This window comes from Acidisoma sibiricum, from assembly GCF_057837225.1.
Genome location: NZ_CM174445.1, coordinates 3,023,069 through 3,049,848, shown reverse-complemented (window position 1 = coordinate 3,049,848; position 26,780 = coordinate 3,023,069). Strand labels below are relative to the sequence as shown.

Here is a 26,780-nt window from a genome sequence, read left to right as displayed (position 1 = left end):
CGGGTCAGCCCGGCTGGCTGGCTGGCCGGCGGCGGCCGCGTGGCGCGAAGCGCGCACGCAGACCCTCGAAGGCGAGGTAGATCACCGGCGTCGTATACAGCGTGAGCAGCTGGCTGAGCAGGAGGCCGCCGACGATGGTGATGCCCAGGGGCCGTCGCAGCTCAGCCCCGGCACCGCCTTCCAGGATAAGCGGCAGCGCGCCGAGCAGGGCCGCCATGGTCGTCATCATGATCGGGCGGAAGCGCAACAGGCAGGCTTCCAGAATGGCATCGCCTGGCGTCTTGCGCTGCTTGCCCTGCGCTTCGATCGCGAAATCGATCATCATGATCGCATTCTTTTTCACGATGCCCATGAGCAGCACGACACCGACGAGGGCGACGATCGACAGATCATTGCCCGTGACCATCAGCGCCAGCAGCGCGCCGATGCCGGCGGAGGGCAGGGTGGAGATGATGGTGACCGGGTGGATGGTGCTTTCGTAGAGCACGCCGAGCACGATGTAGATGACGACGACGGCGGCCAGGATCAGCCAGGGTTCGGAAGCGAGCGAGCTGTTGAACTCGGCCGCCTCGCCCTGATAGCTGCCCGAGATGGTGGAGGGCACGCCGAGTTCGGCCTCTGCGCGGCCGATCGCCTGCACGGCCTGGCCCAGCGACGTGCCGGGCGCAAGATCGAAGCCGATGGTCGTGGCGGGGAACTGCTCGTCATGCATGATGGCAAGCGGCGTCGTCGTGCGCGTCACGTTCGCGAAAGCCGCGAGCGGCACCTGGGACGACGTGCTGGTGCTGGTGCCGGTCGATGCGCTGGTCGTGGAGGTCTGGGTATTCGAGCTGCCGGAGGAGATCGCCGTGCTCGATGTGCTGGTTGTATTGGAACTATTGGTATTGGCGTTCGTGCTGCTGCTGCCGCTTTGCACATTGCCCGGAAAATACAGCATGTCGAGCAGATCAGGGTTACTCGCAAAAGCCGGCGCCACTTCCAGGATCACGCGATACTGGTTGGTCTGCCCGAAAATGGTGGAGATCTGCCGCTGACCGAAAGCATCGTCCAGGATGTCTTCCACGGTCTGCATCGGCACGCCGAGGCGGGCGGCCTGGACGCGGTCCACATTGATGGAAATGCCGGCGCCGTCATTTTGCAGATCGCTGTTCACGTGCGCGATTTCAGGCAGGGTCCCGAGCTTGGCCACCAATTTCGGCACGAAATCCGCAAGCTCGTTCGCATCCGTGTCGGTCAGCAGATACTGATAGGCCGTGCGATTGACGCTGGTGCCGAGATTGATGTCCTGCACCGGCACGAAATAGACCTGCAGCCCGGGAATATCCGCGACTGCATCACGCAATTTGTCGATGATGACGGCGACACCCGGACGGCTTCCGATCGGCTTGAGCGATATCGTGACCTGCCCGGAATTGGGTGTGGAATTACTGGCGCCGGTGCCGACGTTGGAGACGACATTGGCAACCCCCTCGACCGAGCGGAACGCCTTCGCGGCCTCGTTCTGAAGCGAAACCATGGCGGGGACGGATACCGTCTGCGAGGCTTCGGTGATGGCGATAACCGAACCGGTATCCTGCGTCGGCAGAAAGCCTTTCGGGATGGCGATATACAGCAGGATGGTGCCGACCAGCGTGGCGAGGGCGACGAGCAGCACCAGCGTCTGACGGCCCAGAACCCAGAGCAGCGTGACGCGATACAAGGCGAGCAGACGGGCGAAGCCGGCATCGGCCATGCGGGCCGGCCAGGCGGGTTTTTCTTCAGACGTGGGACGCAGCAGGCGACCGCACATCATGGGTGTCAGCGTCAGCGAGATAACCGCCGAGACGATGACCGCGACCGAGAGCGTGACGGCGAATTCATGGAACAGCTTGCCGACGACGCCTGTCATGAAAAGCAGCGGAATGAAGACGGCAATCAGCGAAATGGTCAGCGAGATAATGGTGAAGCCGATCTGACGGGCGCCGCGATAGGCGGCTTCCATCGGCGAATATCCGTCCTCGATCAGCCGCACCACGTTCTCGATCATGACGATGGCATCATCGACCACGAAGCCGGTCGCGATGGTGAGAGCCATCAGCGACAGATTGTCCAGGCCGTAGCCCAGGAAATACATGATGCCGAAGGTGCCGATGAGTGAGAGCGGCAGAGCGAGGCCCGGAATGATCGTCGCCCGCACCGAGCCCAGGAAGAGGTAAATCACCAGCACGACCAGCAGGACACTGATCAGCAGGGTGATCTGCACGTCGCGGACGGAGGCGCGGATCGTGGTCGTGCGGTCGCTGACGAGCGTGACCTTCACCCCGCCGGGCAAAGTCTGCTCCAGCTCCGGCAGCATGGACTTCACGACATCGGCGGTCGCCACGATATTGGCGCCCGGCTGCCGCTGGATCGACAGAACCACAGCCGGCTGGCCGTTATAGCGGACATCCGTCTGGTTGTTTTCCATCGCCGTCACGACGGTCGCAACGTCCCGCAGCCGCACCGGCGCGCTGTTGCGCCAGGCGACGACGACATCGGAATAATCCTTTGCCGTCTCCAACTGGTCATTCGCGCCGACCGTGACGGCCTGGGCGGGACCGTCGAAACCGCCTTTGGAGCCGTTCTGGTTGGCATCCGTCACGGCCGTGCGGATGTCTTCAAGGGACAGGCTATAGGCGGCGAGCCGCGCCGGGTCGGCCTGAATGCGGAAGGCCTGGCGCAATCCGCCCAGAACCGTCACCTGGCCGACGCCGCTGACCTCGCTCAGCTTGGGCTGCAGCAGGGTCACGGCGTCATCCGCCATGGTGTAGAGCGGCACGTTTTTGGAAGTCAGCGCCAGGGTGACGATCGGCGTATCCGCCGGATTGACCTTGGCATAGACCGGCGGATAGGGCAGCGAGGTCGGCAGCGTGCCGCCGGAGGCATTGATCGCGGCCTGCACATCCTGCGCCGCGTCATCGATATTCCGCGACAGCGCGAACTGCATGACGATCTGGCTGAGACCCTGGCTGCTGGTCGATGTCATGCCGACCACGCCCTGGATTTCGCCGAACTGACGCTCCAGCGGCGCGGTGATCAGATTGGCTATGGTATCGGGGCTGGCGCCGGGCAGCTGCGTTGTCACCTGAATGGTCGGAAACTCGACCTCGGGCAGGGAGGAGACGGGTAGCTGCATATAGCCAAGCACACCCGCGAGCAGCACGGCGACTGCCAGGAGTGCGGTCGCGATCGGCCGCGCGATGAAGGGAGACGAGACGCTCACTGCGCGGTCGCCGCCTTGTCCGCGCCCTTCGGCCCTTGATTGCCCGACTGCTGCTGGGCCTGCTGATCGGTGGCCGTCTTCGGTTGTACCACCTTGATCTTCGCCCCGTCGCTGAGGCGGGACGCGCCTTGCAGAACGACCTGGTCCCCGGCGGCGAGACCGCTTTGGATCACGGCCGCCTTCTCATTCTGCTGTCCGACCGTGACGTTGACCTGTTTCACGGTGTTGTTGGGCTGCAGCACGTAGACGAAGCTCTGGGTCGGCCCGCTCTGCACCGCCGCCGGGGGCACGGTCAGCGCGTCCTTTAGTACCTGCACCGTCAGATGCGCGGTGACGAAGCCGCCCGGCCAGAGATGTTCGTCGGCATTCGGGAAATAGGCCTTGAACTTCACCGTGCCTGTCGAGCTATCGACCTGATTGTCGATGACATTGAGGGTTGCGGTCTCTTCCGGGCCCGATGCATTGCCTTCCGGCACCACGGATACGGGCAGTGAGCCGGCCTTTGCGGCGTCGATGACGGTCGGCAGATTCTGCTGCGGCAGGGTGAAGATGACGCCAATCGGCTGGATCGTCGTCAGCGTCACGATGCCCGTGCTGCTGCCGGCCGATACGATATTGCCGAGATCGACATTGCGCACGCCCAGCCGGCCATCGACCGGCGCGGTGATGGTGCAATAGCTGAGATTGGTTTCGGCTGACTCGATCGAGGCCTTGTCCTGGATGATCAGGGCGCGGGTCTCATCAACCGTCGCCCGTTCGTCATCCGCGGTCTGCTGCGAAATATAGGAGGCGCCGGAGAGTTTGGCGTAACGGGCGAGGTCGCGCTCGGCGCCGGCCAGCGTCGCCTGATCCTGCGCCAGCTTGCCGCGATCCTGGTCCAGCGTCGCCTGATAGGTGCGCGGGTCGATCACTGCCAGCACATCGCCTTTCTTGACCGTCTGACCCTCGGTGAAATTGATCGAGACGATCGGTCCCGTGACCATCGGGCTGATGGTGACCGTATTCGATGCCTGCACGGTGCCGATGCCTGTGAGCACGACAGGGACATCCTGTTTGGTGACCGCGACGGCGGTGACTGGCGTGACATCGTTCGGCATGGCTTTGCCTCTGCGCTGGGTCTGCGCGTCCGCACTGGCGAAGGTCAGCGCGGTGCCACCGAGCAGAGCGAGCAGAAGGGCGGCGCTCAGGCGCTGGCCGGGCTTACGGTCCATCATGGTCAGGCTCACGGAATGATCGAGGGGTTGATAGCGGGAACGGGATGGGCCGTGGCAGCTTCACCCTGCTGCCAGCCGCCGCCGAGTGCCTTGAACAGCGCGACATAGGCTTCGAGGCGCGCAAGCTGGACGGTGACCAGCGTGTTTTCGTCGGTCAGCTGGGTCTGCTGGGCGGTAATCAGCGTCGTGATATCCGCCGTGCCGGCGTCGAGCTGGGCGCGCGACACCGTGGTCGCCAATCTGGCCTGCTGCACGGCGATCTGCTCTAGGGCTTCCTGCGCCTGGCTATAATTCACCTGGGTGAGCGCGGTTTCCACATCCGTGTAGGCCTGCAGGACCGCTTCCTGATAGGAGGCAGCGTCTTCCTTGGCCAGGCCGCGGTCCTCGGCGACCTGGCCGGACAGCTCGCCATTGTCGAACAGCGTCTGAGAAGCGCTCGCCGCTGCGCTGATGATGAGCGACTGCGGAGAGAGAAGGCCGTTCAGCGCGCCGTTGCTCCAGCCGATCGAGCCGGACAGGGTCAAGGACGGGAACAAGGCAGCGCGGGCGGCGCGCGTTGTGGCGACAGCAGAAATAAGCGTCGCCTCCGCTTCAGCGACATCCGGGCGGCGGCGGAGAAGCTCGACGGGCAGGCCCGGCACCACGGGCGGCGAGCCGAGGGTTGCGAGCGTGCCGGGGTCGATGGTGATCTCCTCCGGCGGCCGGCCGACGAGGATGCCAAGCGCGATGACCTCCTGCTTCTCGAGCGAGATCAGGTTCGGCACATCGGCGCGCTGACCGGCGACGAGGGCGGCCTGCTGGGCGACGTCGAGGATCGAGGAATAGCCGGCGGCCAGACGCCCCTGCTCGACCCTCAGCAGGTCTTCAGCGGTTTTAAGATTGGCCTCTGCGACGCGGATCTCATCCTGATAAGCAAGGGCGGAGAAATAGGTATCGGCGACTTCAGCAACCACCGTCAGCGCGGTGACCTGCGCGGCATAGCGAGCCGACATCGCACTGGCTTCCGCCGCGTTGAAGGTCGCGCGGTTCTTGCCCCAGAAGTCGATTTCATAAGAGGCCGAGAGTTCCGCGCTATAGGTGCGGGTATCGACGATGCCGCTGCCGACGCGGGTGATGGTGCCGTTGCTGTTGGAGACAATGCTGCCAGTTTTGCTGGAGCCTCCGGCATTCTCCTGGCTCCAGGAGACGCCGGGCGATGTGCTGAGCGTGGGCAGCAGCGCGCCACCCGCGACGCGCACGGCGCCGTCCGCCGCCTCCACGGCCGCGATGGCGCTTTGAATCGTGTAATTATGCGCCTCTGCCTCGGCCATCAGCTGGTTGAGCTGGGGCGAGCCGAACCCTTCCCACCAATTGGCCGAAGGCCAGAGCGGCGCGGGACCGGCATTGGACGTGGTCTGTGCGCCGGGCGATGTAAAGACCGGCGGCACAGCCGTTGCCGGCCGATGATAGTCGGGTCCGACATCGCATCCGGTCAGCAGGGACAGGGTCAGCAGGCCGATAGGGCCGAGCGTCAGGCGGCGGAGGGAAAAGATCACGCAATCCTCTGTGGGTGGGCGTTCGGCTTCAGTATCAGGCGGCAGGACCTATCGCCGATTTGTAACGGAGCTATTTCCGGCACCGGTCTGGCGGGATGATGGCAGAGCGGCGAATACCTCAAGCCGCAGGCGTTGCCAAAAACCACCGCGCCAGCGTCCGTCGGTCTGCCACAGATAGGCGGCGGCGGCCTCGCCGATCGGTGCGGGGGGATGCGGCAGGGGCATCGACAATCCCGCGCGGATACCCCGCAAACCCTGTCCTGGAAGCCCTATTCTGAAGCTTTTCAGGGCGTAAGCTGTCGCCCGCGCAGCTAGAACGACGGCCGGCCGGCGCCATTTCCGGGCGATGTAGAGGCGGTTTCGGACATACAGAAACCAGCGCTTATCCCCCCAGTCGATGCGTGCGGCGGTCGCGCGCTTGTGATGTACGGCAAGGGTGCCGTCGTAGCGCAGATGCCAGCCGCGGGCGATGGCGCGGAGTGCGAAATCGAATTCCTCCCAGGTGAATTCGAGAGCCGAATCGTAGCCGCCGACCTCCACCCAGGCCCGGCGGCTGATGGCATGGCCGGCGCCCACGAAGGTCGCGCAGGCAAAGCGCTCGGCCGCGCGGGGACGCAGCGCATCGGGATAGCCCCAGCAGGCGTGGTCGTCGGCGCTGCCGTCGCCGTTCAGAATGCGAAAAGCGACAACCGCACAATCCGCCGTCGCGTCCAGCGCCGCGACCGCCTGCGCCGCCGTGTCAGGGGTCGCGAAGACCGCGTCATTGTCGAGCGCGATGATGACCCGGCCTTCGCCGAGGGCGCTGGCCCGGTTCCGGCCGCCGGCCACCCCGACATTGCCGCCTGCTTCCGCCAGCCGCGCATCGGCACGTCCGTCGATCAGGCGGGTGAAGCGGGCAAGGTTTTCCGGCGTCGATCCCTGGTCGAGGACAATGACCTGGCGCGTCAGTCCCGTCTGGCTGAGGGCCGAGACGATGGCGGCCTCGGTGTCATCTGGCCGGTCCAGGCTCAGAATGATGATATCCGCGTCATAGCTGGCGGCCTCGGGCAGCCGGTCAGCGCGGATCGCCGTCACAGCCGCGGGGGAAAGCTGCAGATCGACAGATAGGCCATGCGCTTCGCTTCCTTGCGGCCGCGCGCGACCGTATCGAGGATCAGGCCGCAGGCGATGGACAGGAAGCCCAGACTGATGAAGCCGAGGGCGAGGATGGCGGTGGGCAGACGTGGCACCAGCCCCGAATGCATGAATTCAGCGACCACTGGCAGGCCGAGACCGAGGCCGATCACAATCGCTGCGCAGCCGCTGCCCGAAAAGAACATCAGCGGCCGTTCCTCGCGCACCAGATTGACGATGGTGCGCAAAATGCGGATGCCGTCGCGATAGGTGCGGAGCTTGGAGGCTGAGCCTTCGGGCCGCTCCTGGTAGCGGGTGCGGACCTCACCCAGCGGCATGCCGAGTTCCAGCGCATGCACGGTGAGTTCCGTCTCGGTCTCGAATCCGGTCGAGAGTGCGGGGAAGGATTTGACGAAGCGGCGGCTGAAGACGCGATAGCCTGACAGCATGTCGCTGATCCGGTCGCCGAAGATGTTCCGCACGATCCCGGTCAGCACGCGATTGCCCAGCCGATGGCCGCGCCGGTAGCTCCATTGCGAACTGCCGACGCGCACGCCGGTGACCATGTCGAGTCCGTCCTGCAGCAGCAGGCGCACCATGTCCGGGGCGTCGGCGGCCTCATAGGTGCCGTCCCCATCGACCAGGACATAGGCATCGGCCTCCACTTCCGCGAACATGCGGCGCACGACATTGCCTTTGCCCGGCCGCGTCTCCCGTCTCACGATGGCGCCGGCGGCCTTGGCGATTTCGGCGGTACCGTCGGTTGAGCCGTTGTCATAGACATGGATGGCGGCGGTCGGCAGCGCCGCCCGGAAAGCCTGAACGACTGCCGCGATCGTCACCGCTTCATCGCGGCAGGGAATGAGCACGGCGAGCAGCGGCGCGTCGGCCGAGGATTCCGCGATAGGCCGGAAAGGTGAGGGCTGGTCGCCCATCAGCATCGGCGGCCCGTCACCGGAAGACGACCCGGCGGGACATCACGAAATTGACCCCCAGGCCGGCAATGGACCCGGCGGCCAGCGCCAGAATCGGATGTCTGACGCACAGGGCGCTGGTGGCGATCAGCGCTATGTAGACGCCACGGTTGAGCACGAAGCCGATGGCATTGCTGCCCAGATAGCGCAGCCATTCGTGGTGCAGACGCCCGGTGCTGGCGCCGCGGAATGTCCAGATGCGGTTGAGAAACCAATTGGCCGTCGCGGCGACGAAAAACGAGAGGATGCCCGCCAGGATGAGGCCAAGCCCGAACCCATAATGCGCGGTATAGACGAAGGCATTGTCGACCAGGAACCCGAAGGTGCCGACGACGCCGAATTGCAGGAACTGCCGCATCAACAGGCCATGCCGGTCGATCATGCCCGCTACGCCGGACTTGGGGGCCACGGGCGCGTGCGGCCGGGTAACAGCGTCGGGCAAAGATCTGTCTTTCTGGGTCATTTCGCCGTCGTCGTGGGCTATTAGCATCGTCTCCGTGCCCCGTCACGCCGGCTTTTCCAAGGCAGCGTGACGGGGCACCTTTCAGCGCAAAGCGAGGGCCAGGAGCAGCAGAAGGCCGAGGACCAGGGACAATCCGCGCCACAGCTGCAGGGGCTCCAGGAAGCGGCGGGCGGAGACGCGGTTGCCGGAACCGTCCTGCAGCGCCTCCGACAGGGCGCGGCCCAGCGCTCCCGCATTCTGCGGCCGGCGGGCGGGGTCTGTTTCGAGCGTGGATGCGATCACCGCGCACAGGCGGGGCGGCAGATCAGGACGGCCGCGGGCGAGGGCCGCCGCAATATCGGCGCCAGGACGGGGGAAGCGGCCGAAGCCCGCCAGCCGGTGCAGGATGGTGCCAAGGGCGTAGACCTCGGTGCGGTCATCGGGGGCGGCACCGCGCAGCACCTCCGGCGCCATGTAGCGGAGCGTGCCGGCCAGCCCCTGCGCGGTTCCCGTCTCCATGCCTGCCAAATAGGCAAGGCCCAGGTCCAGCAGCCGCAGCCCGCCGCCATTGGGCAGCATGATGTTGTCGGGCTTGAGGTCGCGATGCAGCACCTGCACGGCGCGCAGATCCTCAACCGCCTGGGCGAGCTGCAAGCCGATCGCCACGATATCGGGCAGTGAGAAGCGCGGTTCCCGCGCGATCCGGCTTTCCAGCGTTTCGCCCCGGTAATAGGGCATGACGATATAAAGCTGGGACCGGCGCTCGGGCTCGGGCGGGATGATGCGCCCGATGACCGGGCTGTGGATGCTGGTGCCTATCCAGCTCTCCCGCGCGAAGCCGGCCTGGAAGACGCGGTCATTGAGCATGGCGGGAAGCGGGAATTTCAGCACCACCGGCTCGCGCGAACGGGTGTCCACGGCATATTTCAGCAGCGTATAGGCGCCACGATGCAGCGTGCGCCCGATGGTATAGCCGTCCAGGTTGTCGCCGTCCTGGGGAATGGGGCCGGAGGGCAGGTCGGTCAGGCTGGCCTCGGTCGCGGCGACCGTCGGCTCGGGCAGGCTTTCGATATCCAGCAGGATGACGCTCCGTGCGGCGGCGGCGGTCGCGGCGGCGCCGTCATCCTCAGGCGCGAAGCGGGCGATGGCATCGGCGATGGCGCCAGGGCCGGTCGCGGCGCGGCACAAAGCGAGCAGGGGTGTGGTGTCGATGCGGCCGCCCCGGGTGTCGCGGATGTCGCTGATGAGAATGTAGCGGTCCCCGGCCAGGGCGGTGTCTTCCTGATAATCCAGGAGGATATGGCTGTCATGGCCGAGTGCGCGGCGTGGCGCCAAGCGCCCCGGGGCCAGTCGCAGCAGTTGCGGCGTGGAGATGCGCATGACTTCGCCGGCGCGGACCCTCAGGATAAGGCCGGCGCCGATCTGGATGAGGCCGACGCGATGGCCCGCGAAGACAAGGGCGGATAGCGAGGTGGCAAGACCGGGTTCGGTCGCATCAAGCCCGTGGCTCGCGAACATCCAGCGATTGAGCGCTTCCACTGCCTGGGCCAGAGCCTGGCCTTGGCCAAAGGTTGGGCGGGCGTTGTAATATCCGTCCACCAGCGCCGATAGCGCGAGCATGGCGACCGACTCGCGCGGTTCGGTGCCGGCGGCCATCCCTGTCTCCTGCGTCACGGCGGCCAGGATGCCGCGGCGTGGGCCGGGGATCGTGCCAATATCGGCGGGACCGGTGGTGACCACGCCCGCGCTGCCGGGACCCGCGCGCAGGGTCTCGGTCATGACCCAGCCGGCGAGATCGATGCGACGGGTCATGGTCTGCGTAAGGCTCATCAGGACTCGCGTTTCAGAACCGGATTTAGGGACCAGGCAAAGGCGCATAGCTTTGTCCGAGCACCTGTCGCAATGGGAGCCCGCTTGGATGCCACGCAATTTTGAGGCCGGGCGAGCGGGCCCCGGCTAAATAAATTCTTATAAGAATTTCATTTGTTTATGTGATCCGTCGCATACCGCTGCCACAATCACGGGTTAGCGAACTGGCTATGGCGTATGCAGTTTTGACCCCGGATGGATTTCTGACCCTTGGGCCGGATCGCTATCCCGCATGTTTCGGGCGGGGCGGCATTCGGCGCGACAAGGAAGAGGGAGACGGTGGCACGCCGGTCGGGTTGATGCCGCTGCGGCGGCTGCTGTACCGGGCTGACCGTCTGGCCGCGCCCCGCGCCGCTGTGCCGCTGGAGCCGATCGGCCCGCGCGACGGCTGGTGCGACGATCCGGCCGACGCCGCCTATAATTGCAGGGTCCGACTGCCCTATGGCGGCCGACATGAAGCATTGTGGCGCAGCGATTCCGTCTATGATGTCATCGGGATCTTGGGATGGAACGATTCGCCGGTCGTCGCTGGCCGCGGTTCAGCGATTTTTCTGCATGTCACGACCCCGGATCGTGCGCCGACGGCGGGTTGCATTGCGCTGGATCTGGCGCATTTGCGGGATGTCTTGGCGAAGGGGCTGACGGGAATAGAGGTGCAGGCGCCGTAAGCTGGGATGGCAGTCGCCGCCGAGGCGGCGTCGGCCAGGCTGAAGCGTGGATTGGGTGGGATCATCTGAGGGGAAATACTTCACAAACTATAGTAAACCTCGTGAGCGCCACCATATCGGAGCCGTAGAGCGTTCGATTAGGCGCTGCATAACAGTATTCATAGGTAAGGTGCGACTTTGTGCCTTATCGTTTCGAGCCTGATTTCTCATCCGAAACCGGAGTGGATCGATGGCAGATGTGCTTGTTCAGAATGAGAGGGTCACAGTGGCAGACAAACCAAGCGGGGACGAGCGTTCCATCCTTATCGTGGACGACGATCTGGCGCTGAGGTCTACATTGGCAGAGCAGCTGGTGGTCGATGGTGAATTTTGGGCGGCTGAGGCGTCATCCGTTGCCGAAGCCGATGAGGCTTTGAACAGGCCCGGCTTGCGCTACGATGCCATTATCCTGGACGTCAGTCTGCCCGACGGTGATGGGCGCGATTTCTGTACCCAGTTGCGGGCGCGCGGCTTCAAGATGCCGATCATCATGCTGACCGGGTCGGCGGAAGAGACGGATGTCGTACGCGGCCTCGATTCGGGCGCGAATGACTATGTCTCGAAACCCTTCCGCCTGTCGGAGCTGATGGCGCGTCTGCGGGCGCAGCTGCGCATGTTCGAGAATAGCGAAGACGCAGTCTTCACCATCGGGCCCTATGTCTTCCGTCCTGCGACCAAATTGTTGCATGAGCCGATCAAGAACCGCCGCATCCGCCTGACCGAAAAGGAAGCGGCGATTTTGAAGTTCCTGTATCGGGCCGGGTCCAAGCCGGTCGCGCGCCAGGTGCTGCTGAACGAGGTCTGGGGCTACAATGCCGCCGTGACGACCCATACGCTTGAGACGCATATCTACCGTCTGCGGCAGAAGATCGAGCCCGATCCCAGCCATTCGCAGCTTCTGATTACTGAAGCCGGCGGCTATCGGCTGGACCCGAAGGCGAATTGAGGGGAAAGGCGGGGCGCAGGTGCCCCGCCTTTCGTCTAGTAGCTGCGTCCCGGCTGGGGCGCGTCCGCCGGATCGTCCCGGATCTGCGCCAGCATGGCGCGCGATCCATCCGCCAGAAACATCGTATCGGTGCCGACCGTCACGAAATTGAAACCCGCCGCGATCATCCGGCGGGCATAGGGCGGATAGCCGTTATGGATGCCGGCGATGCGCCCCGCAGCGCGGGTTCTGCGACCGACATCCAAAATCGCCTCCAGCACCACGGGATCGTCCTGGTCGAAGCGCGGCGGCCGGCCGAGGGCCAGTGAGAGATCAGACGGGCCGATATAGACCGCGTCCAGCCCGTCGACGGCCAGAATGGCATCGAGATTGTCCAGCGCGCCGCGGGTTTCGATCATCGCAAAGCGCAGGATCGTGTCATTGGCATGGGCGGTATAGCCCGGTCCGCCATATAGCGCCGCGCGGATGGGTCCCATGCTGCGGCGGCCGCGCGGCGGATACGACGTCGCTGTGACGAAGGCCTCGACATCGGTCGCCGTCTCGATCATCGGGCAGATCACGCCATAGGCGCCGGCGTCGAGGATCTTGCCCAGGATGCCGGGTTCGAGCCAGGGTGCGCGCACAAGCGGCACTGTCTGCGTGGTGGAGATGGCGGCCAGCATCGGTGCCAGATCATTGTAGCCGATCATGCCGTGCTGCATGTCGATGGTCAGACTGTCCCAGCCCTGATGCGCCATGACCTCGGCCGAGATGACGCTTGCGATGCCAAGCCAACCATTGATGGCCGCATCCCCGGCGGCCGTAATCTCCCGCAGCCGATTGGGTCTGATCGGTGGCTGGCTCATGGTCAGGTGCTCCCTCGACGGTGGACCGGCGGGGTTTGTCCCCCGCTTCAGTCCCCGCACGCGAGCCTAACGTCCGGGACCAAACTGCGCCAGACGGCCATAGTGGACTGGGTCAGCTCCTTATCGCTGCTGCCCCTTGGCATTGAACTGGGCCAGATAGGCGATCACGTCGGCACGGTCGCGCGCAGCGTCGAGGCCCATGAAATGCATCCTGGTGCCCGGAACCATGGCGGATGGGTTCTTCAGCCAGGCATTGAGGGCTGCGTCCGTCCAGGTTTTGCCGGCTTTGCCGCCGGCACGCAGCCCGGCTGAATAGGGATAGCCGGGATAGGAGGCCCATCTTTGGCCGACAATCCCGTCGAGTGGCGGCCCCACTTTCACCCGCGGATGGGGCCCGATGGCGTGGCAGCCGAAGCACATGCCATAGTCGAGCTTGCCGCGCGCCGCGTCGGCCGCAAAGGCACTCGTGATGCCGGTGCCGAGGGCCACTGCGGCCAATAGAACGGAAGCAAGCCGTGTCATCACCATCCTCGGATCTTTCAGGTTTGGCAGGAGGCTAGGCGGCGCGGCTTACGGTCTCCTTACAGGTTTCGGCAGAGCCGACCGGCGGCTTGGCGCCATGGCAGGCCCATGGGATAAAGCAAGGCAGCACAACAATCGTGCTGCCTAAGAATGAAAACAAAGGCGAGGGAAGACATGCCAGGATCAGTGGACGCAGCTTATGACCTCTCGGGCCAGGTCGCGCTCGTCACCGGCGGGGCGCGCGGCATCGGGCTCAGCATCGCGACCCTGCTGGCCGAACAAGGCGCGCGCATTGTTCTCGTCGATTCCAATCCCGAGGTAACGGGGGTTGCTGCTGGCCTCGGACAGGATGGTTTCGGCCTTGTGGTCGATGTGCGGGATGCCGCCGCGGTCGAAGCCGCAGTGGCTGAGATCATCGCCCGCACCGGCCGCATCGACATCCTGGTCAACAATGTCGGCGTCGGCGTCATCGCACCCGCGGTAGACCTCTCCAACGACGTCTGGGACCTGACGATGAGCGTCAATCTCCGCGCACCCTTCCTGTTTTCGCGCGAAGTGGGCCGCCACATGATAGACCGCGGCTACGGCCGCATCGTCAGCATGGCGTCCCAGGCGGCGCTGGTGGCGCTCGACGATCATGTGGCCTATGGCGCCAGCAAGGCCGGCATCATCGGCATGAGCAAGGTGCTGGCGCTGGAATGGGGGCCGAAGGGCATCACCAGCAACACCATCTCACCCACCGTCATCAACACGCCCATGGGCAAGATGACCTGGGTCGGCGAACGCGGGGACCGCTTCCGCGCCAAGATCCCGGTCGGCCGCTTCGGCGAGGCCGAGGAAATCGCTCATGCCGTGCTCTATCTCGTCAGCCGCGCGGCGGGCATGATCAATGGCGAGAATCTGGTGATTGACGGCGGCTATACGATCACCTGACGGCGGCACAGACGGGAGCGACATGATGCGGCGATGGCTGGGGCTTCTGACGGCGGCAGGATGTCTGTCCTCTGCCGTGGCTATCCCGGCCATCGCCGCGGATATCACCGTCACCGGGGCCTGGTCGCGCGTCACGCCCATCGCAACGATTCCGGCGGTCGTGTATCTCACCGTCACCGATACGGGCGCGCCCGACCAGCTCACCGCCGTGTCCACGCCCATCGCGCAGAGCGCCAGTCTGCATCAAAGCCATATGGTGAACGGATTGATGGTGATGGATGCGGTGGGGTCGCTGCCGGTGGCGCCGGGGCAGCCGATTGTCCTCTCGCCGGATGGCTATCACGTCATGCTCGAAGGACTGAGCCAGCCGCTTACGGTGGGTGAGCAGTTTCCCCTGACGCTCACCTTCGCGCATGCAGGTTCCATCACCGTTACGGTGACGGTGCAGCCGATGACCTATCTGCCGCCCGCCGCGGCACCCGCGTCCGGCGGTATGGCGGGCATGAAGATGTAGGGATGAGGCGTTAAGCCACGGCACCCGGCCAGGCACAGACCGCATCCAGAAAAGCCGTAAACAGGTCTTCGTCGATGGTGAACTGGCCGCTGACGGCGACCCCTGGCATCAGAAACGCATTGTGCTGCAAGCGCAGCGTGCCGATATCCGATTGCACGGCGTTCATGACGCCCAGCGAGGCCAAGCGGCTGCCGGGCCGTGCGAAGATCGCATTGTGCAAGCCGCTGCCCGCCAGCCCCAGCACGATGTCGGCCCGGTGGAACAGGGCGGCCTGTTCGCGCCAGCTCAGCGTCTCGGCTGCGACCGCCGCAAAGCCGTGCCGGTGTGCCGCGATCTCGACCAGACGATCCTCATTCATGCAGACGCGATAGGGCGCGGCCGGGTTGTAGAAGCCACGGCGGACGGCAAAAACCCGCGCTGGTGTGGGCGCAACCCGATCGAGATCGAGCCTGTGGATGAGCTGATCGATCATCGCATTGGCGCCGGGGTGGAAGCCACCCGGCTGCAAGATCTGCGTGGGCAGGATGGCATGGCGCAGCGCCACCTGCTCCTGCGCCGGATCGTAGAACAGGATCGCACTGCGCGGGATCTGCAGATGCTGCTCCAGAATATCCAGCAGCCACTGCGGCGATCGCACGGGCAAGAGGATGCGGAAGTTGAGGCCGGTGCCGGCGAAGGCCGCACGCGCGACCAGGACGCGGAACAGCATTTCCACCAGAAAGTGGCCATAGACGCCTGTACCATGGCCGGTCGCGAGGAGGCAGGGGGCGTCGATATGACGAATGGGCAGCCGCGCCTCGGCCCAAAGCTGGGGGTTTCCGCCCGCGGCCGCGGCCAGGGCATCGGCCACATAGTCCGGCATCACCGCGGGCGCCGTCACCAGCCGGTCCTGCCACCAGACGTTTCCGGCGCCGGAGACGCGTGCGCCGAGCAGGGAGTAGCAGGCGATATCATGCATGATCCAGCCGGTATCCCGGCCGTGATAGTCTGGCAGCCAGTGTCCCGCGAAACCCTCGGTGCCGGGGATCAGAGGCAGCCGGGGCACGCCGCCGAAGGCAGGTGCTACTTCGCGCCGGATGATTCCCATGCTTCTGGCGGCCAGTGCGTCGAGCGCGTCAATCGTTTCGAGCACGGGCTGCACGGGGCTGGCACCACCGGTCATGGCCTGGGGGACTCAGGCGCTGGCTTCGTCAGGCTCCGTGCCGACGCGGCGGCGGGCGAGGACCGTTTCCGTTTTCAGCTGGCCGCAGGCGGCCAGGATATCCTGGCCGCGGGGGGTGCGCACGGGCGCGGCATAGCCCGCATCCATGACGATATTGGCGAAGCGCCGGATGGCGTTCTGCGAACTCGTCTCGTATCGGCTGCCCGGCCAGGGATTGAACGGGATCAGATTAACCTTGGCCGGCAGGCCGGCGATCAGCCGCACCAGCTCCCGCGCATCGGCCTCGGTATCGTTGATGCCCTTGAGCATGACGTATTCAAACGTGATGCGCCGCGCATTGGACGCCGGGGGATAGCGCCGGCAGGCGGCGATGACCTCAGCGATCGGGTATTTGCGGTTCAGCGGCACCAGCTCATCCCGCAGATCGTCGCGCACGGCATGGAGCGAAACGGCGAGGTTGACGCCAAGCTCAGCCCCGGCGCGGTCCATCATCGGCACGACGCCGCTGGTCGATAGCGTGATGCGGCGGCGGGAGAGGGCGATGCCTTCGCCGTCCATGACGATCTTCATCGCCTTGGCGACATTCTCGTAATTGTACAGCGGCTCGCCCATGCCCATCAGCACGATGGTTGAGAGCAGGCGCGGCGTCTCACCTTTTGGGCTCGGCCACTCGCCATAGCTGTCGCGCGCCGCCATGAACTGGCCGACGATCTCGGCTGCACCCAGATTGCGCATCAGGCGCTGGGTGCCGGTATGGCAGAAACTGCAGGAGAGCGTGCAGCCGACCTGGGAGGAGATGCAGACGGCGCCGCGATCTTCCTGCGGATCGGGGATATAGACGGTCTCGGCCTCCTGCCCGTCGCGGAAGCGGAACAGGAATTTCCGCGTCTCATCCGTGCTGGTCTGGGTGACGGCGGCCAGAGGGCGCCCGACCACGAAATGCTCGGCCAGCTTGTCCCGCATCGGCTTCGCCATGGTGGACATCTTCGCGAAGTCGGTCTCACCCTGATGATAGATCCAGTGCCAGATCTGCTTGGCGCGGAACGGCGCCTCGCCGATGTCGCGGACGACTTCGATCAGCTCTTCACGCGACAGGCCGACCAGCTCGCGCCGGCCATCCGCCATGCGGGCGGGCGGCGGGGCAAACAGGGCCGCCTTGGCCATGATGCGCGCGGCATCCTCCGGCATGGCGCCGACGAAGGGTGTCGCGGCCTCTGTCTGGGTCTTCAGGGGCGGGATGGCGTTCACTTCGCGGGACATGCCTTCACGATGGCGCCATAGGCCGCGCTGAAGCCGGAGAGGGAGAACTTCTCGACATGCTTCTTGTCGGTTTTGCTGGCCCAGGCGGCGTTGGCGCCATTGCCCTTCTGGAGCGCGATGACGGTCGCACGGCCGTCACGGGAGAAGGCGCCTTTGCCGGAGGTGTAGAAGGACATCGCCGGCTGGTCATCGACCTGGAAGGCGACTTCGGTCTTGGCCGGATAGGGGACGGTTGCATTGACCACGACTTCGTCGCGGGAGGTCGCGCGCTCGGTCACGATGATCATCGCGGCGGTCGGCGTCTTGGCGCTGCCGATGGCCCGCGTGAAGGCGTAGCAGGCATGGCTGGCGCCCGCGCCGTATTCGGCGGCGGTCCAGTCCGAAAAGACGCCCAGCGACATCGGGCCGGTGGCCTTGTCTGCGGCGAAGGCCGGAGCCGAGAGGGAGATCAGGGTAGACACGGTGAGGAAGATCTTGCGCATGGTGAGGGGATAAGGGAGCAGGCGGGCGCTTCGCAAGTGAAGCTTGCGACATGCGCTGCATGTCTCGCCAGCGCGGGCGGGAGTCTTTAAAGCGGCAGCATGACCGATCGCACCGACGCCCAGCTCGCCGCCCAGTATGAGGCCTATCCCTATCCGGCCCGCGACCCGAAGGAGGAGGCCAAGCGCCTCATCATCGGCAGCCCCTCACATCTGCGCGAAATAGACTATTGGGTCTTCGGCGCTCAGCGGCCGCAAAGCCAGCCGCTGAATGCCCTGGTCGCAGGCGGCGGCACCGGCGACGGCACCATCATGCTGGCGACGCACCTCGCCCGTCGCGGCAATGCGGGCCGCGTGACCTATCTGGACCGGTCCCAGGCTGCGATGCGCATCGCCCGCGGAAGGGCGGAGGCGCGAGGCCTCACCAATATCGACTGGGTCGAGGGGTCCATTCTCGATCTGCCGCGGCTGGGCCTGGGCCCGTTCGATTACATCGACTGCTGCGGCGTGCTGCATCATCTGCCTGAGCCGGCGGCGGGTCTCGCGGCCTTGGAAAGCGTGCTGGCGCCGGGCGGCGGCATGGGGCTGATGGTCTATGCGCCGCATGGCCGCACCGGCGTCTATATGGTGCAGGAGGCGCTGAGCCTGCTGGCGCCGCCCGAACAGACGCCTGCCAGCCGGATCGAGATCGCGAAACGCGTCATGCGCCATCTGCCCGAAAGCAACTGGCTGCGCTTCAACCGCAATTTCTCCGATCACATCAGCGGCGGCGATGCCGGGCTTTATGACCTGCTGCTCAATCCCCGCGACCGCGCCTTCACCGTGACCGATTTCGCGTCCCTTCTGGCGAGCGCCGGCATGGCGGTGGCCGCCTTCATGGAGCCGATGCGCTACGACCCCGCGACCTGGCTGCCGGACCCGAAACTGCGCGGCTTGGCGGCTGGCTTGCCGGCAACGCAACAGGCGGCCCTCGCCGAAAGCCTCACGGCCAATATGAGCGTCCATATTACCTATTGCCGCCGTGCGGCTGAGCCGGTGACGCGGGCGGACCCGCTGGCCGATACGGCGGTGCCGGTGATGCGGGAAGTGCCAGGTTCGGAACTGGTGAAGTCCATCCTGCCCAATGGCCAGCTGCCCTTCCTGTTCGACGGGCTGCGCGCGCCGGTCAGCCTGCCGCCCCAGGCGCCCGCCATTCTGCAGGCGATCGACGGGGAGAAGACGGTCGCGGACCTGGCAGCGCTGTTCGAGGAACGCGGCATGGGCGCGGACAAATTCCGCCGCGCCTGGGAAGCGGTTTTTGCGGCGCTGGAGCCCGTCAACCGGGTGCTGCTGGCAGCACCCAAGAGCTGAGTGGCGGCTTTCGTCTAGCTCTTGGCGGCGGTGGGCACGCCGCCCGGCGCCCGCAGGCGCATAAAGCTCACGACCATGCCGCCGACCGCGAGGACGCAGGCGATGCCCAGCGCCACTGGCATCTGCCCGTGATGGGGGAAAAGCTTGAAGACCACAGCCGCCATCGTCGCCCCCAGCGTCTGCCCGGTGAGGCGCGCCATGCCCAGCATGCCATTGGCGCCCCCTGACCGGTGGCGCGGGGCGGAGCCCATGATCGCCCGGTTATTGGGAGACTGGAACAGGCCGAAGCCGGCGCCGCAAATCGCCAGACGCCAGCAGATATCCCAATTGGCGGGATGGGCGGGTAGGGCGGCCGTCAGCGCCAGACCCAGCGCATAGAAGCCGAGGCCGATGCCGCCCAAAATCCCGGCCGGCACCTTGTCGGAGAGCCGCCCGGCGATGGGGGCGACGAACATGATGACGAAGGGCCAGGGCGTCATCAGCAGCCCGGTCATCACCTCGCTTTTGCCCAGAGTGTCCTGAACGAAGAACGGGATGGAGACGAAGGCCAGCATCTGCGCGCTGAAGGACAGCACCGAGCTGATGATCGACAGGCGAAACAGCGAAATGCGCAGCAGATCGATCGGCAGCAGCGGCTCCGACCGGCTGAGTTGCCGTCGCACCAGGAGAATGCCGGCCACGATGCCGATGACGAGCTCTGCCAGGCCCCGCAGCCAGGTTGTGCCATGCGAGAGGTCCGTCAGTCCGAACATGCCGACGCCAAAGGTGACGCCGCATAGAACAGCGCTGATCACGTCAAAGCGGATCGACGACCGCAGGCTGTTCGGCACGCTGCGGACCGCGACCACGAAGCAGAGGATGCCGATCGGCACGTTGATGGCGAAAAGCCATTCCCAGTGTGCCACCGCGAGGATAGCGGAGGCGATGGAGGGTGCCACGGCTGTCGATCCCGCAACCACGAAGGCGTTGATCGACAGGCCCTGGCCGAGCTTGGCGCGCGGATAGGCGAAGCGGATGATGGCGCCCGTCACGCTCATCTGCACGGCCGCACCACAGCCCTGGAAGATGCGGGCGATGGTGAGTTCGTCCAGTGTGCGCGACATCGCGCAGGCGAAGGAGGCGAGCGTGAACAGCACGACGCCGCTCAGGAAGACGCGTTTGTAGCCGTAGATTTCGCCCAAAGACGACATGGGCAGCAGCAGCACGATGACGGCGATCTGATAGGCATTGATGATCGAGACGCTGTCATGCGGGCTGACATTCACATCGGCCGCGATGGTCGGCAAAGCGACATTGGCAATCGCACCGTCCAGCACGGCCATGATGAGACCAAGCGCCACCGCCAGCACCGCCCAGAAGCGCTGCGGCTGATCGAGCCCATCCTGCGGGATCGCGGTTGAAAAGGCCCTCACCAAAACAATCCTTTTTTGGCCGGTTGCGCGGCTTTGTCGATCATCGCCTTCACGTCCGGCGGGTCCAGTTCCACATGCTGCCAGCCGCCGCCGAGCGCCTTGAACAAAGCGATATAGTCGGTGACGAGTGCCGCGTCGCTCTGCGCCAGGGCATCGCGGGAGACGAAGACCGTGCGTTCATTCGTCAGCACCGTCAGGAAGTCCTGCAGGCCGGCGTGATACAGCGTGGTGGACTGATCAAGCGCCTTTTGAGCGTCGCGTACGGAGGCGGCGAGGGCGGCGTTGGCCTCGCGGTCGCTTTGCACATGCACCAATGCATCCTCGACCTGCTGCAGGGCTGAGAGCACGGTGGCCTTATAGTGCAGCCGGGCGGCCTCGGCATTGTCGCGCGCCTGCCGCACCTTGGAATTGAGCTTGCCCCCCGCATAGAGGTGCTGGGCGCCCTGCAGCGCCAGCGAATAGGTCAGCGATGCGCCCTCAAACAGCTGGCTGATCGCGCTCGCCTGTGGCGTCACCGAGATCGGGATGGAGAAATGGGGCAATTCCTCGGCCACGGCCACGCCGATCTGGGCATTGGCAGCGGCATAGTCCATCAGGGCCTCATGCACGTCGGGCCGGTTTTCGATGACCTCGGCCGGGATCGTATCCGGGATGGTGGCGGGGGTTGCCATCAGCGGCTGCGCTTCGCTCAGCATGGAGTCGAGATCGCCCGGATAGCGGCCCAGCAGCACGGCAATGGCGTGGGACATGACGGCTACGTCGGCCCGCAAGGCGGGGAGCGTGGATTGGGTCTGCTCGACCTGCGCCTGCGCCTGCAGAACGGAGACTGTATTGCCCAGGCCCTGGGATTCCAGCTGCTGTGAATAGCTCGCCACCTGCTGGGCGGTACGGAGATTGCTTTCCGCGATGGCCAGCCGGGCCTGGGCCGCCCGCAAGGTCGTATAATCGACCGCCACTTCCGACAGCAGACTGACCAGCAGCGCGCGCCGCTCCGCGATCGAGGCATTGACGCCATAGGTCGTGGCTTCCGTCGCGCGCCGGGTCTCTCCGAATATATCCAGCTCCCAGCTGGCATCGAAGCCGAGCGTATAGGCGTGATAATTGCCGAAGCCGGGCGGGTATTCGACCGTCGTGCTGGCGCGCGCACGCTGCGCGTCGCCGCCGAAATCGATCGTCGGAAGATCGCCGGCGGCGGCCTGCACCCTGTCTTCGCGCGCCTCCAGCAGTCTTTGCCGGGCGATCTGAAGATCGAGATTGCCGGCAATCGCCTGCCGCACCAGCCGGTCCAGCACCGGGTCGTTGAAGGCGCTCCACCACTGGGTCAGCTCGGCATCGGTCAGCGCGATATCGGTGGGTGAGGCCGGCTTTTCGGTGAATTGCGGCGGCAGGTCGAGCTTAGGCTTGGAAAAGTCGGGCCCCACCGTGCAGGCCGCGAGCAGCCCCGCGAGCGGTAACGCCAGCGCCCCTTTCAGGGAAAAGGAAGGACAGCGCATGTTAGAGATTATCCTCCATCCAGCGCTGCATCCGGCCGGTGAAACCATGGGCTTCGGGCACTTCGCGGCCGACATTGACCGAGCAGGTCATGCCCGAGGCCAGCACGACGCCCGGCGGCAGATGGTCGATCGCGATATAGACGGGAATGCGCTGCGCCAGACGGACCCAGTCGAAGACCGGATTGACCTCCGGCAGGCCGCGCGTATTGACGCCGTCATTCTGGTCGCCGATGCCGGCGCCGATGCTGCTGACATGGCCCGTCAGCCGGTCGGGAAAGCCCATCAGCTTGATGCTGACGGCATCGCCGACATGCACCTTGGCAATCTTCGTCTCCTCGAAATAGCCGATGACCTGGAAGGAGGCGGTATTGATCAGCGCGATATCCGGGTGTCCGGCGGTTGCGAAATCACCGGCCTGGAGGCGCAGATGGGTGACGATGCCCGAGACCGGGGCATAAAGCGTGGAGCGCGCCAGATTGAGCTTTGCGAGATCGACGGCCGCCTGCGCGCCACTGACATTAGCGGACGCCACGGCGGAGGCGATATTGGTATTGGAGACATCTTCCTTCGAGATCAGCCCACTCAGCCCGCGGCGGCGCGCCACGTCGTCCTGCGCCTTCTTTTCCTGCAACTGTGCGGCCTGAAGTTCGGACTGCGCCTGATCCAGCGCGATCTCAAACCGGCTTTTGTCGATCTGATACAGGACCTGGCCTTTCCGAACAGGCTGATTGTCCTGCAGCGGCACCGAGACCACGGTGCCTGAGACCTCCGGCGCCACGATGACGGTTTGCGCGAAAACGCGCCCGTCCCGCGTCCAGGGCGCCAGCATATAGACGTTCCACAGCTGCACGACGATGAAGACCGCGACGGCCACAACGGCGAGTGTGATCAGGAAGCGGATAAGGCGAATAACAGCAGACATGGTGATCCGGTCAGGCGACGAAGAGAACGAGGGCGCCGGTTATGATGAAATAGATCGCAAGCTCAAAAAGGGCAGGGTGCCAGACGGCGGAAAAAACGCCGAGCCGGCCGAGCAAAAACCGCACGGGCACGAAAATGATCGCACCTAGAAGGCAATAGATGACGATCGGGGCGAACAGGATGCTGTCGATCTGCGCTTCCGAAAACATGGGCTACGCGTCCTTCCGAAAGGGGGCTTCGAGTGACAGCAGGCGCTGCGCTTGCGGCATCAAGGCGGCAATGGTGCGGAAACTGCCGGCGGCCCGCAGCAGGCCGGGGCGCGGCGTTTCGCTGCGGGCGTGCAAGCCTTCAAGCCGCGTGCTGGCGCGCTCGGCGCTGAGCGTGGCCCGCCGCGGCCGGCGGAGCGTCATCAGATGGCGGATCGCGGTCTCGGCATCTGCGCGCTCGGCTTGCGGCAGATCCAGGCCGCGCAGGATGGACTGCAGGCGCAGCGCCTCCTGCGTGATGATCAGCAAGGCGCCGCTGTCGCCGATGGTCTGGTTGCGCAGGCTGGGATTGACCTGAAGGCGCAGGAACAGCCGCTGCATCGCCTGATTGTAGGTCACCAGCCAGCCCAGCCAGTCCCGCCGGCCACGATGGCGGCCGCCGCCACGGATGAGCCGTTCGGTCGCGCGGCGAATGCGCCGGGTGAGATGCGACGCATCCCGCATCGGATTAGGTGGCCAGACGACGCGGAAGGCCAGAACGGTCGCCCAGGCCCCGAGCGTGAAGGCGAGCGTGTTATTCGTGAAAACCACGATGTCGTAATTCATCTGATTGGCGAAATTGATCTGCGTCAGAAAGAAGATGACGAAGCCAACCGACAGCAGCCCGAAGCGCGGGATCGTCGATCCATAGACCGCGACCGCCAGCACGGGCACCAGGGAGGCGAACATCATCGGGTAGCCGGTGATATGGGGCAGAATCCAGAAGGCGTAGATGAAGGCAAAGACCGAGGAATAGGTGATGCCCTTGCCGAACTGGATGCTGGCGGCGGCGGCGCTGGGGGCATTCGACAGCAGCCCGCAGGAGGCGGCCAGGATGATCAGCGCGGTAGGACCGGCCGGCCACCAGCCGGTGAAATAGATGAAGAAGCCTCCGATCAAAACGGCGATTGCGGCTCGCACGCCGTTGCGGATGGCGGTCGGATAATCGTGGAAGCTTTTGAGGCGGCTGCCCCTGTGATAGGGGCGGCGCGTTTCCTGCCATGCGGCGAAAGGCGCCACGCAATCATGGAGCTGCTCCAGCTCCTGATGGATGCGGGCAAGGGTACTGACTTCGTCCAGCGAGGCGCGGTCCCCCTGCACCCGCGTCACGTCGCGCGCGACGGTGGCGATCTTTTCAGACAGCTGCATCGCGGCATGACGATCCTGCGGATCATAGGCCGCGACCTCCTGCAACAGGCCACGGACTTCCGCGGACAGCGATTCGGCACCCGCAGGGGCAACGACCGGCAGATCGCCACCCGCCACGGTTCCCTCATCCGCTTCTGGGGCCGCTGCCTTCCGGGCCGTCTCATCGGCGTCGGCCTCGGCATGGGCCGCCATCGTCAAGCGGTTGAGCGACTGCCCTGCGACCGAGACAGACAGCAGCGCGGCATAAAGGGCGGCGAGACCGCGGCGGATGCTGGCTGCGTGCCGGTTGACGTCCGTCGCCTCGGCGCCGGAAAACTCGACCGTCTCATCCAGCCGCTCGATGTCTCCGGCCAGGCGTGTGCGCTCCGCGATGAAGGCAGGATCGTCCATCGCCACCCCATCCGCACGAGACAGCAAGAGCTTGGCGACACCGCGCAACGATGCACGGGCCCGGCTCCGCATGACATTGGTGGTCACGCTGGGCTGAAAGATCATCGTCACCACGGTGGAGACCACGACCCCGAGCGTCACCACTGCCAGGCGCGCCAGAGCGTAATCCAGCACATGCTCGGGGTTGGCGATCGCACCCGCCGCGATCAGGGCGACCGTGTAACCCGCGAGGACCGCGCCATAGGCGCGAAAATGGCGAAAGAGGCTGGAGATGAAGGTGCAGATGCCCAGCCACGCCCCGAAAGCGACGAGGAACAGGATGGGGGTCTGACCGAACCAGGCCGTGATCACGACAGCGGCGACGGCGCCCATCACGGTGCCGAAGATTCGCCAGAAGCCCTTGGACAGGATGGCCCCGCGGGAGAGGCTCGCGACGATCATGACCGTGACCATCGAGGAAGCAGGCGAACTCAATTGCAGCCAGAGCGCGGCATGAAAGGCGATGGCCATGGCCAGCAGCGTGCGCGCGACATAGGCGGTCGCCGGAGACACGCGGACAATGCCCGCGGTGCTGCGCCACAGGGACGGCGCCGGGCGGATGGCAGCGCTCATACCGGGTCGCCGGCCGTAGACGCTGCCGGGTCCGGGGGTGAATAGGATTCGATGGCGCCGAGAACGCGATCCAGCACGCCCGCGCAGACATCCAGATCCGCCGGCGACACGTCCTTGATGAAGTCCTGGGCCAGTTGGCTGTGAAGGGCAGCGACCTTGTCATAGACCGCGCGACCTTCCGGCGTCATGGTCAGACGCTTCGAGCGCCGGTCGTCAGGGTCTTCGATCCGTTCGACCAGGCCCGCGCGCTCCAGCGCATCGACCAGCCGAACCAGAGACGCCGCCTCGATCATCAGGGCTGCCGCCAGATCCGTCTGGCGCTGTCCGTCTCCCAGACGGCCAATATACAGAAGCGGTCGCCAGGTCGCCTCCGTCAGACCGAAATCGCGGACGCGATAATCGATCTCCCGTCGCCAGGCGGTGGAGACACGGTAGACCAGCCGGCCGAATTCGGTGGCGCGCATGCCATCCCCAACAAAGCGTCAAACTCGATGCTGCGCTTATAGTTAGGATGCTAACCATTAGCTAAACAACTAAGGGAGAGCTGGGATGCGCATTTCTGAGGGTGAGAGTGCCGGATCGGCGGACGGGCAGACGCGGGCTGGCGACCGTCAGGCCGCCAGTTCATCGACGCCGAGCGTGGACAGCAGCTCCTGGCGCAGGCGGATGAAGTCGGGGTCGCCGTGGCGGCGGGGCCGGTCGAGCGGAATGGGAATATCCGCCCCGATCTGGCCATCGATCAGCACCACCGCGCGATCGGCCAGCAGCAGCGCCTCATCCACATCATGGGTCACCAGCAGGACCGTCAGGTCATGCTGGTGCCACAGCTTGGCGACCAGCGCCTGCATACGCAGCCGCGTCAGTGCGTCGAGGGCGGCGAAGGGCTCGTCCAGCAGCATCAGCTTGGGGTCCCGTACCAGCGCGCGGGCCAGGGCGACGCGCTGCGCCTCACCGCCGGAGAGGGTCAGCGGCCAGGCATCCAGCCGGTGCGACAGGCCGAGTTCCGCCAGGGCGGCGCTTGCTTTGGCGCGGGGATCGCCGTGGCGGAGGCCAAGCGAGACATTGCGCCAGACTTTTTTCCAGGGCAGGAGCCGCGGCTCCTGAAACACCACGGCGCGCTCGCGCGGCACCGAGACGGTGCCGGCCGGCGCCGGATCAAGCCCCGCCAAGGTGCGCAGCAGCGTGGATTTGCCCGAGCCCGAGCGGCCGAGCAGTGCCGTGAAGCTGCCGGCCTCCAGTTCAAGATCGAGACCGTCGAGGATATTCGGGCCGCCGAAGGACCGTGTCAGGCCGCGGACGCTGACCGCGGCTTCGCCACGCGTCAGGCGTGTATCCTCGACGACCGGGCTGAGGGTTTGCACGGTCGTCATCACGCGGTGCGCTCGTGGGTGGCCTGTTGGGTGCCGAAGATCATATCGGTCTCCAGAAAAACGCGGATATTTGTCATCACAT

Annotated in this window: 24 protein-coding genes; 5 read left to right on the top strand and 19 right to left on the bottom strand. The window is 65.4% G+C overall.

What is annotated here, in order from left to right; translation table 11 throughout:
* Positions 1-4: 4 nt before the first annotated feature.
* From AC3G7M_RS14560 to AC3G7M_RS14530, 7 genes are all read right to left on the bottom strand, one after another.
* A complete protein-coding gene (locus AC3G7M_RS14560) occupies positions 5-3,241 on the bottom strand; it encodes an efflux RND transporter permease subunit (protein WP_489212843.1) in 3,237 nt (1,078 codons plus the stop codon).
* Positions 3,238-4,455: an efflux RND transporter periplasmic adaptor subunit gene (locus AC3G7M_RS14555; protein WP_489212842.1), complete on the bottom strand. Its 1,218-nt coding sequence runs from the start codon at positions 4,453-4,455 to the stop codon at positions 3,238-3,240. Before AC3G7M_RS14555 ends, AC3G7M_RS14560 begins: the two co-directional genes overlap by 4 nt.
* A gap of 8 nt (positions 4,456-4,463) precedes the next feature.
* Entirely contained in the window at positions 4,464-5,990 is a 1,527-nt protein-coding gene (locus AC3G7M_RS14550) for an efflux transporter outer membrane subunit (RefSeq protein ID WP_489212841.1), read from the bottom strand.
* Positions 5,991-6,038: 48 nt separating this feature from the next.
* A complete protein-coding gene (locus AC3G7M_RS14545) occupies positions 6,039-7,064 on the bottom strand; it encodes a glycosyltransferase family 2 protein (protein ID WP_489212839.1) in 1,026 nt (341 codons plus the stop codon).
* A complete protein-coding gene (locus tag AC3G7M_RS14540; RefSeq protein WP_489212838.1) occupies positions 7,061-8,038 on the bottom strand; it encodes a glycosyltransferase in 978 nt (325 codons plus the stop codon). The genes AC3G7M_RS14545 and AC3G7M_RS14540 overlap by 4 nt, the downstream gene beginning before the upstream one ends.
* A 16-nt stretch (positions 8,039-8,054) precedes the next feature.
* A complete protein-coding gene (locus tag AC3G7M_RS14535; RefSeq protein WP_489212836.1) occupies positions 8,055-8,519 on the bottom strand; it encodes a GtrA family protein in 465 nt (154 codons plus the stop codon).
* Between the two features lie 102 nt (positions 8,520-8,621).
* Positions 8,622-10,349, bottom strand: a complete 1,728-nt coding sequence (locus AC3G7M_RS14530) for a bifunctional protein-serine/threonine kinase/phosphatase (RefSeq protein ID WP_489212835.1) — start codon at positions 10,347-10,349, stop codon at positions 8,622-8,624.
* 209 nt (positions 10,350-10,558) lie between these two features.
* Here AC3G7M_RS14530 and AC3G7M_RS14525 point away from each other — a divergent pair, with 209 nt between their 5' ends.
* Positions 10,559-11,056: a L,D-transpeptidase family protein gene (locus tag AC3G7M_RS14525; protein WP_489212834.1), complete on the top strand. Its 498-nt coding sequence runs from the start codon at positions 10,559-10,561 to the stop codon at positions 11,054-11,056.
* Between the two features lie 265 nt (positions 11,057-11,321).
* Positions 11,322-12,041 (top strand): response regulator transcription factor, encoded by a 720-nt coding sequence (locus AC3G7M_RS14520; RefSeq protein ID WP_489212833.1) that lies wholly within the window; start codon positions 11,322-11,324, stop codon positions 12,039-12,041.
* 35 nt (positions 12,042-12,076) lie between these two features.
* Here the strand turns inward: AC3G7M_RS14520 and AC3G7M_RS14515 are convergent, their stop codons facing one another.
* Together AC3G7M_RS14515 and AC3G7M_RS14510 are read right to left on the bottom strand one after the other, a co-directional pair.
* Positions 12,077-12,886 carry an HpcH/HpaI aldolase family protein gene (locus AC3G7M_RS14515; RefSeq protein ID WP_489212832.1) on the bottom strand — a complete coding sequence of 270 codons (810 nt, stop codon included), beginning with the start codon at positions 12,884-12,886 and terminating at the stop codon, positions 12,077-12,079.
* 120 nt (positions 12,887-13,006) lie between these two features.
* Positions 13,007-13,408, bottom strand: a complete 402-nt coding sequence (locus AC3G7M_RS14510) for a c-type cytochrome (RefSeq protein ID WP_489212831.1) — start codon at positions 13,406-13,408, stop codon at positions 13,007-13,009.
* Positions 13,409-13,582: 174 nt separating this feature from the next.
* On the opposite strand from AC3G7M_RS14510, the gene AC3G7M_RS14505 reads away from it, so the two are divergent.
* Positions 13,583-14,341 carry a GolD/DthD family dehydrogenase gene (locus tag AC3G7M_RS14505; protein WP_489212829.1) on the top strand — a complete coding sequence of 253 codons (759 nt, stop codon included), beginning with the start codon at positions 13,583-13,585 and terminating at the stop codon, positions 14,339-14,341.
* Positions 14,342-14,363: 22 nt separating this feature from the next.
* Positions 14,364-14,855, top strand: coding sequence for a copper chaperone PCu(A)C (locus AC3G7M_RS14500; protein WP_489212828.1), 492 nt, complete (start codon positions 14,364-14,366; stop codon positions 14,853-14,855).
* A 10-nt stretch (positions 14,856-14,865) separates the two neighbouring features.
* On the opposite strand, the gene AC3G7M_RS14495 is transcribed toward AC3G7M_RS14500, so the two are convergent.
* The 3 genes from AC3G7M_RS14495 to AC3G7M_RS14485 are packed head-to-tail and all read right to left on the bottom strand — an operon-like array spanning position 14,866 to position 17,738.
* Positions 14,866-16,017, bottom strand: a complete 1,152-nt coding sequence (locus AC3G7M_RS14495; RefSeq protein ID WP_489212826.1) for a glycosyltransferase family 61 protein — start codon at positions 16,015-16,017, stop codon at positions 14,866-14,868.
* Between the two features lie 12 nt (positions 16,018-16,029).
* A complete protein-coding gene (gene rlmN / locus AC3G7M_RS14490) occupies positions 16,030-17,205 on the bottom strand; it encodes a dual-specificity RNA methyltransferase RlmN (protein WP_489216056.1) in 1,176 nt (391 codons plus the stop codon).
* A gap of 56 nt (positions 17,206-17,261) precedes the next feature.
* Positions 17,262-17,738, bottom strand: a complete 477-nt coding sequence (locus tag AC3G7M_RS14485; RefSeq protein WP_489212825.1) for an invasion associated locus B family protein — start codon at positions 17,736-17,738, stop codon at positions 17,262-17,264.
* 120 nt (positions 17,739-17,858) lie between these two features.
* On the opposite strand from AC3G7M_RS14485, the gene AC3G7M_RS14480 reads away from it, so the two are divergent.
* A complete protein-coding gene (locus tag AC3G7M_RS14480; protein ID WP_489212824.1) occupies positions 17,859-19,106 on the top strand; it encodes a class I SAM-dependent methyltransferase in 1,248 nt (415 codons plus the stop codon).
* Between the two features lie 14 nt (positions 19,107-19,120).
* On the opposite strand, the gene AC3G7M_RS14475 is transcribed toward AC3G7M_RS14480, so the two are convergent.
* From AC3G7M_RS14475 to AC3G7M_RS14445, 7 genes are all read right to left on the bottom strand, one after another.
* Positions 19,121-20,518 carry an MFS transporter gene (locus AC3G7M_RS14475; RefSeq protein ID WP_489212823.1) on the bottom strand — a complete coding sequence of 466 codons (1,398 nt, stop codon included), beginning with the start codon at positions 20,516-20,518 and terminating at the stop codon, positions 19,121-19,123.
* Entirely contained in the window at positions 20,515-22,011 is a 1,497-nt protein-coding gene (locus tag AC3G7M_RS14470; RefSeq protein WP_489212822.1) for an efflux transporter outer membrane subunit, read from the bottom strand. Before AC3G7M_RS14470 ends, AC3G7M_RS14475 begins: the two co-directional genes overlap by 4 nt.
* A gap of 1 nt (position 22,012) precedes the next feature.
* Complete coding sequence (locus AC3G7M_RS14465; protein WP_489212821.1) at positions 22,013-22,933, bottom strand: efflux RND transporter periplasmic adaptor subunit; 921 nt, start codon at positions 22,931-22,933, stop codon at positions 22,013-22,015.
* Between the two features lie 10 nt (positions 22,934-22,943).
* Positions 22,944-23,141: a DUF1656 domain-containing protein gene (locus AC3G7M_RS14460; protein WP_489212820.1), complete on the bottom strand. Its 198-nt coding sequence runs from the start codon at positions 23,139-23,141 to the stop codon at positions 22,944-22,946.
* A gap of 3 nt (positions 23,142-23,144) precedes the next feature.
* Positions 23,145-25,328, bottom strand: a complete 2,184-nt coding sequence (locus AC3G7M_RS14455) for an FUSC family protein (RefSeq protein WP_489212819.1) — start codon at positions 25,326-25,328, stop codon at positions 23,145-23,147.
* A complete protein-coding gene (locus AC3G7M_RS14450; RefSeq protein ID WP_489212817.1) occupies positions 25,325-25,792 on the bottom strand; it encodes a MarR family winged helix-turn-helix transcriptional regulator in 468 nt (155 codons plus the stop codon). Before AC3G7M_RS14450 ends, AC3G7M_RS14455 begins: the two co-directional genes overlap by 4 nt.
* A 147-nt stretch (positions 25,793-25,939) precedes the next feature.
* On the bottom strand, positions 25,940-26,698 hold the full coding sequence (locus AC3G7M_RS14445) for an ABC transporter ATP-binding protein (RefSeq protein ID WP_489212816.1): 759 nt from the start codon (positions 26,696-26,698) through the stop codon (positions 25,940-25,942).
* Positions 26,699-26,780: the final 82 nt, after the last annotated feature.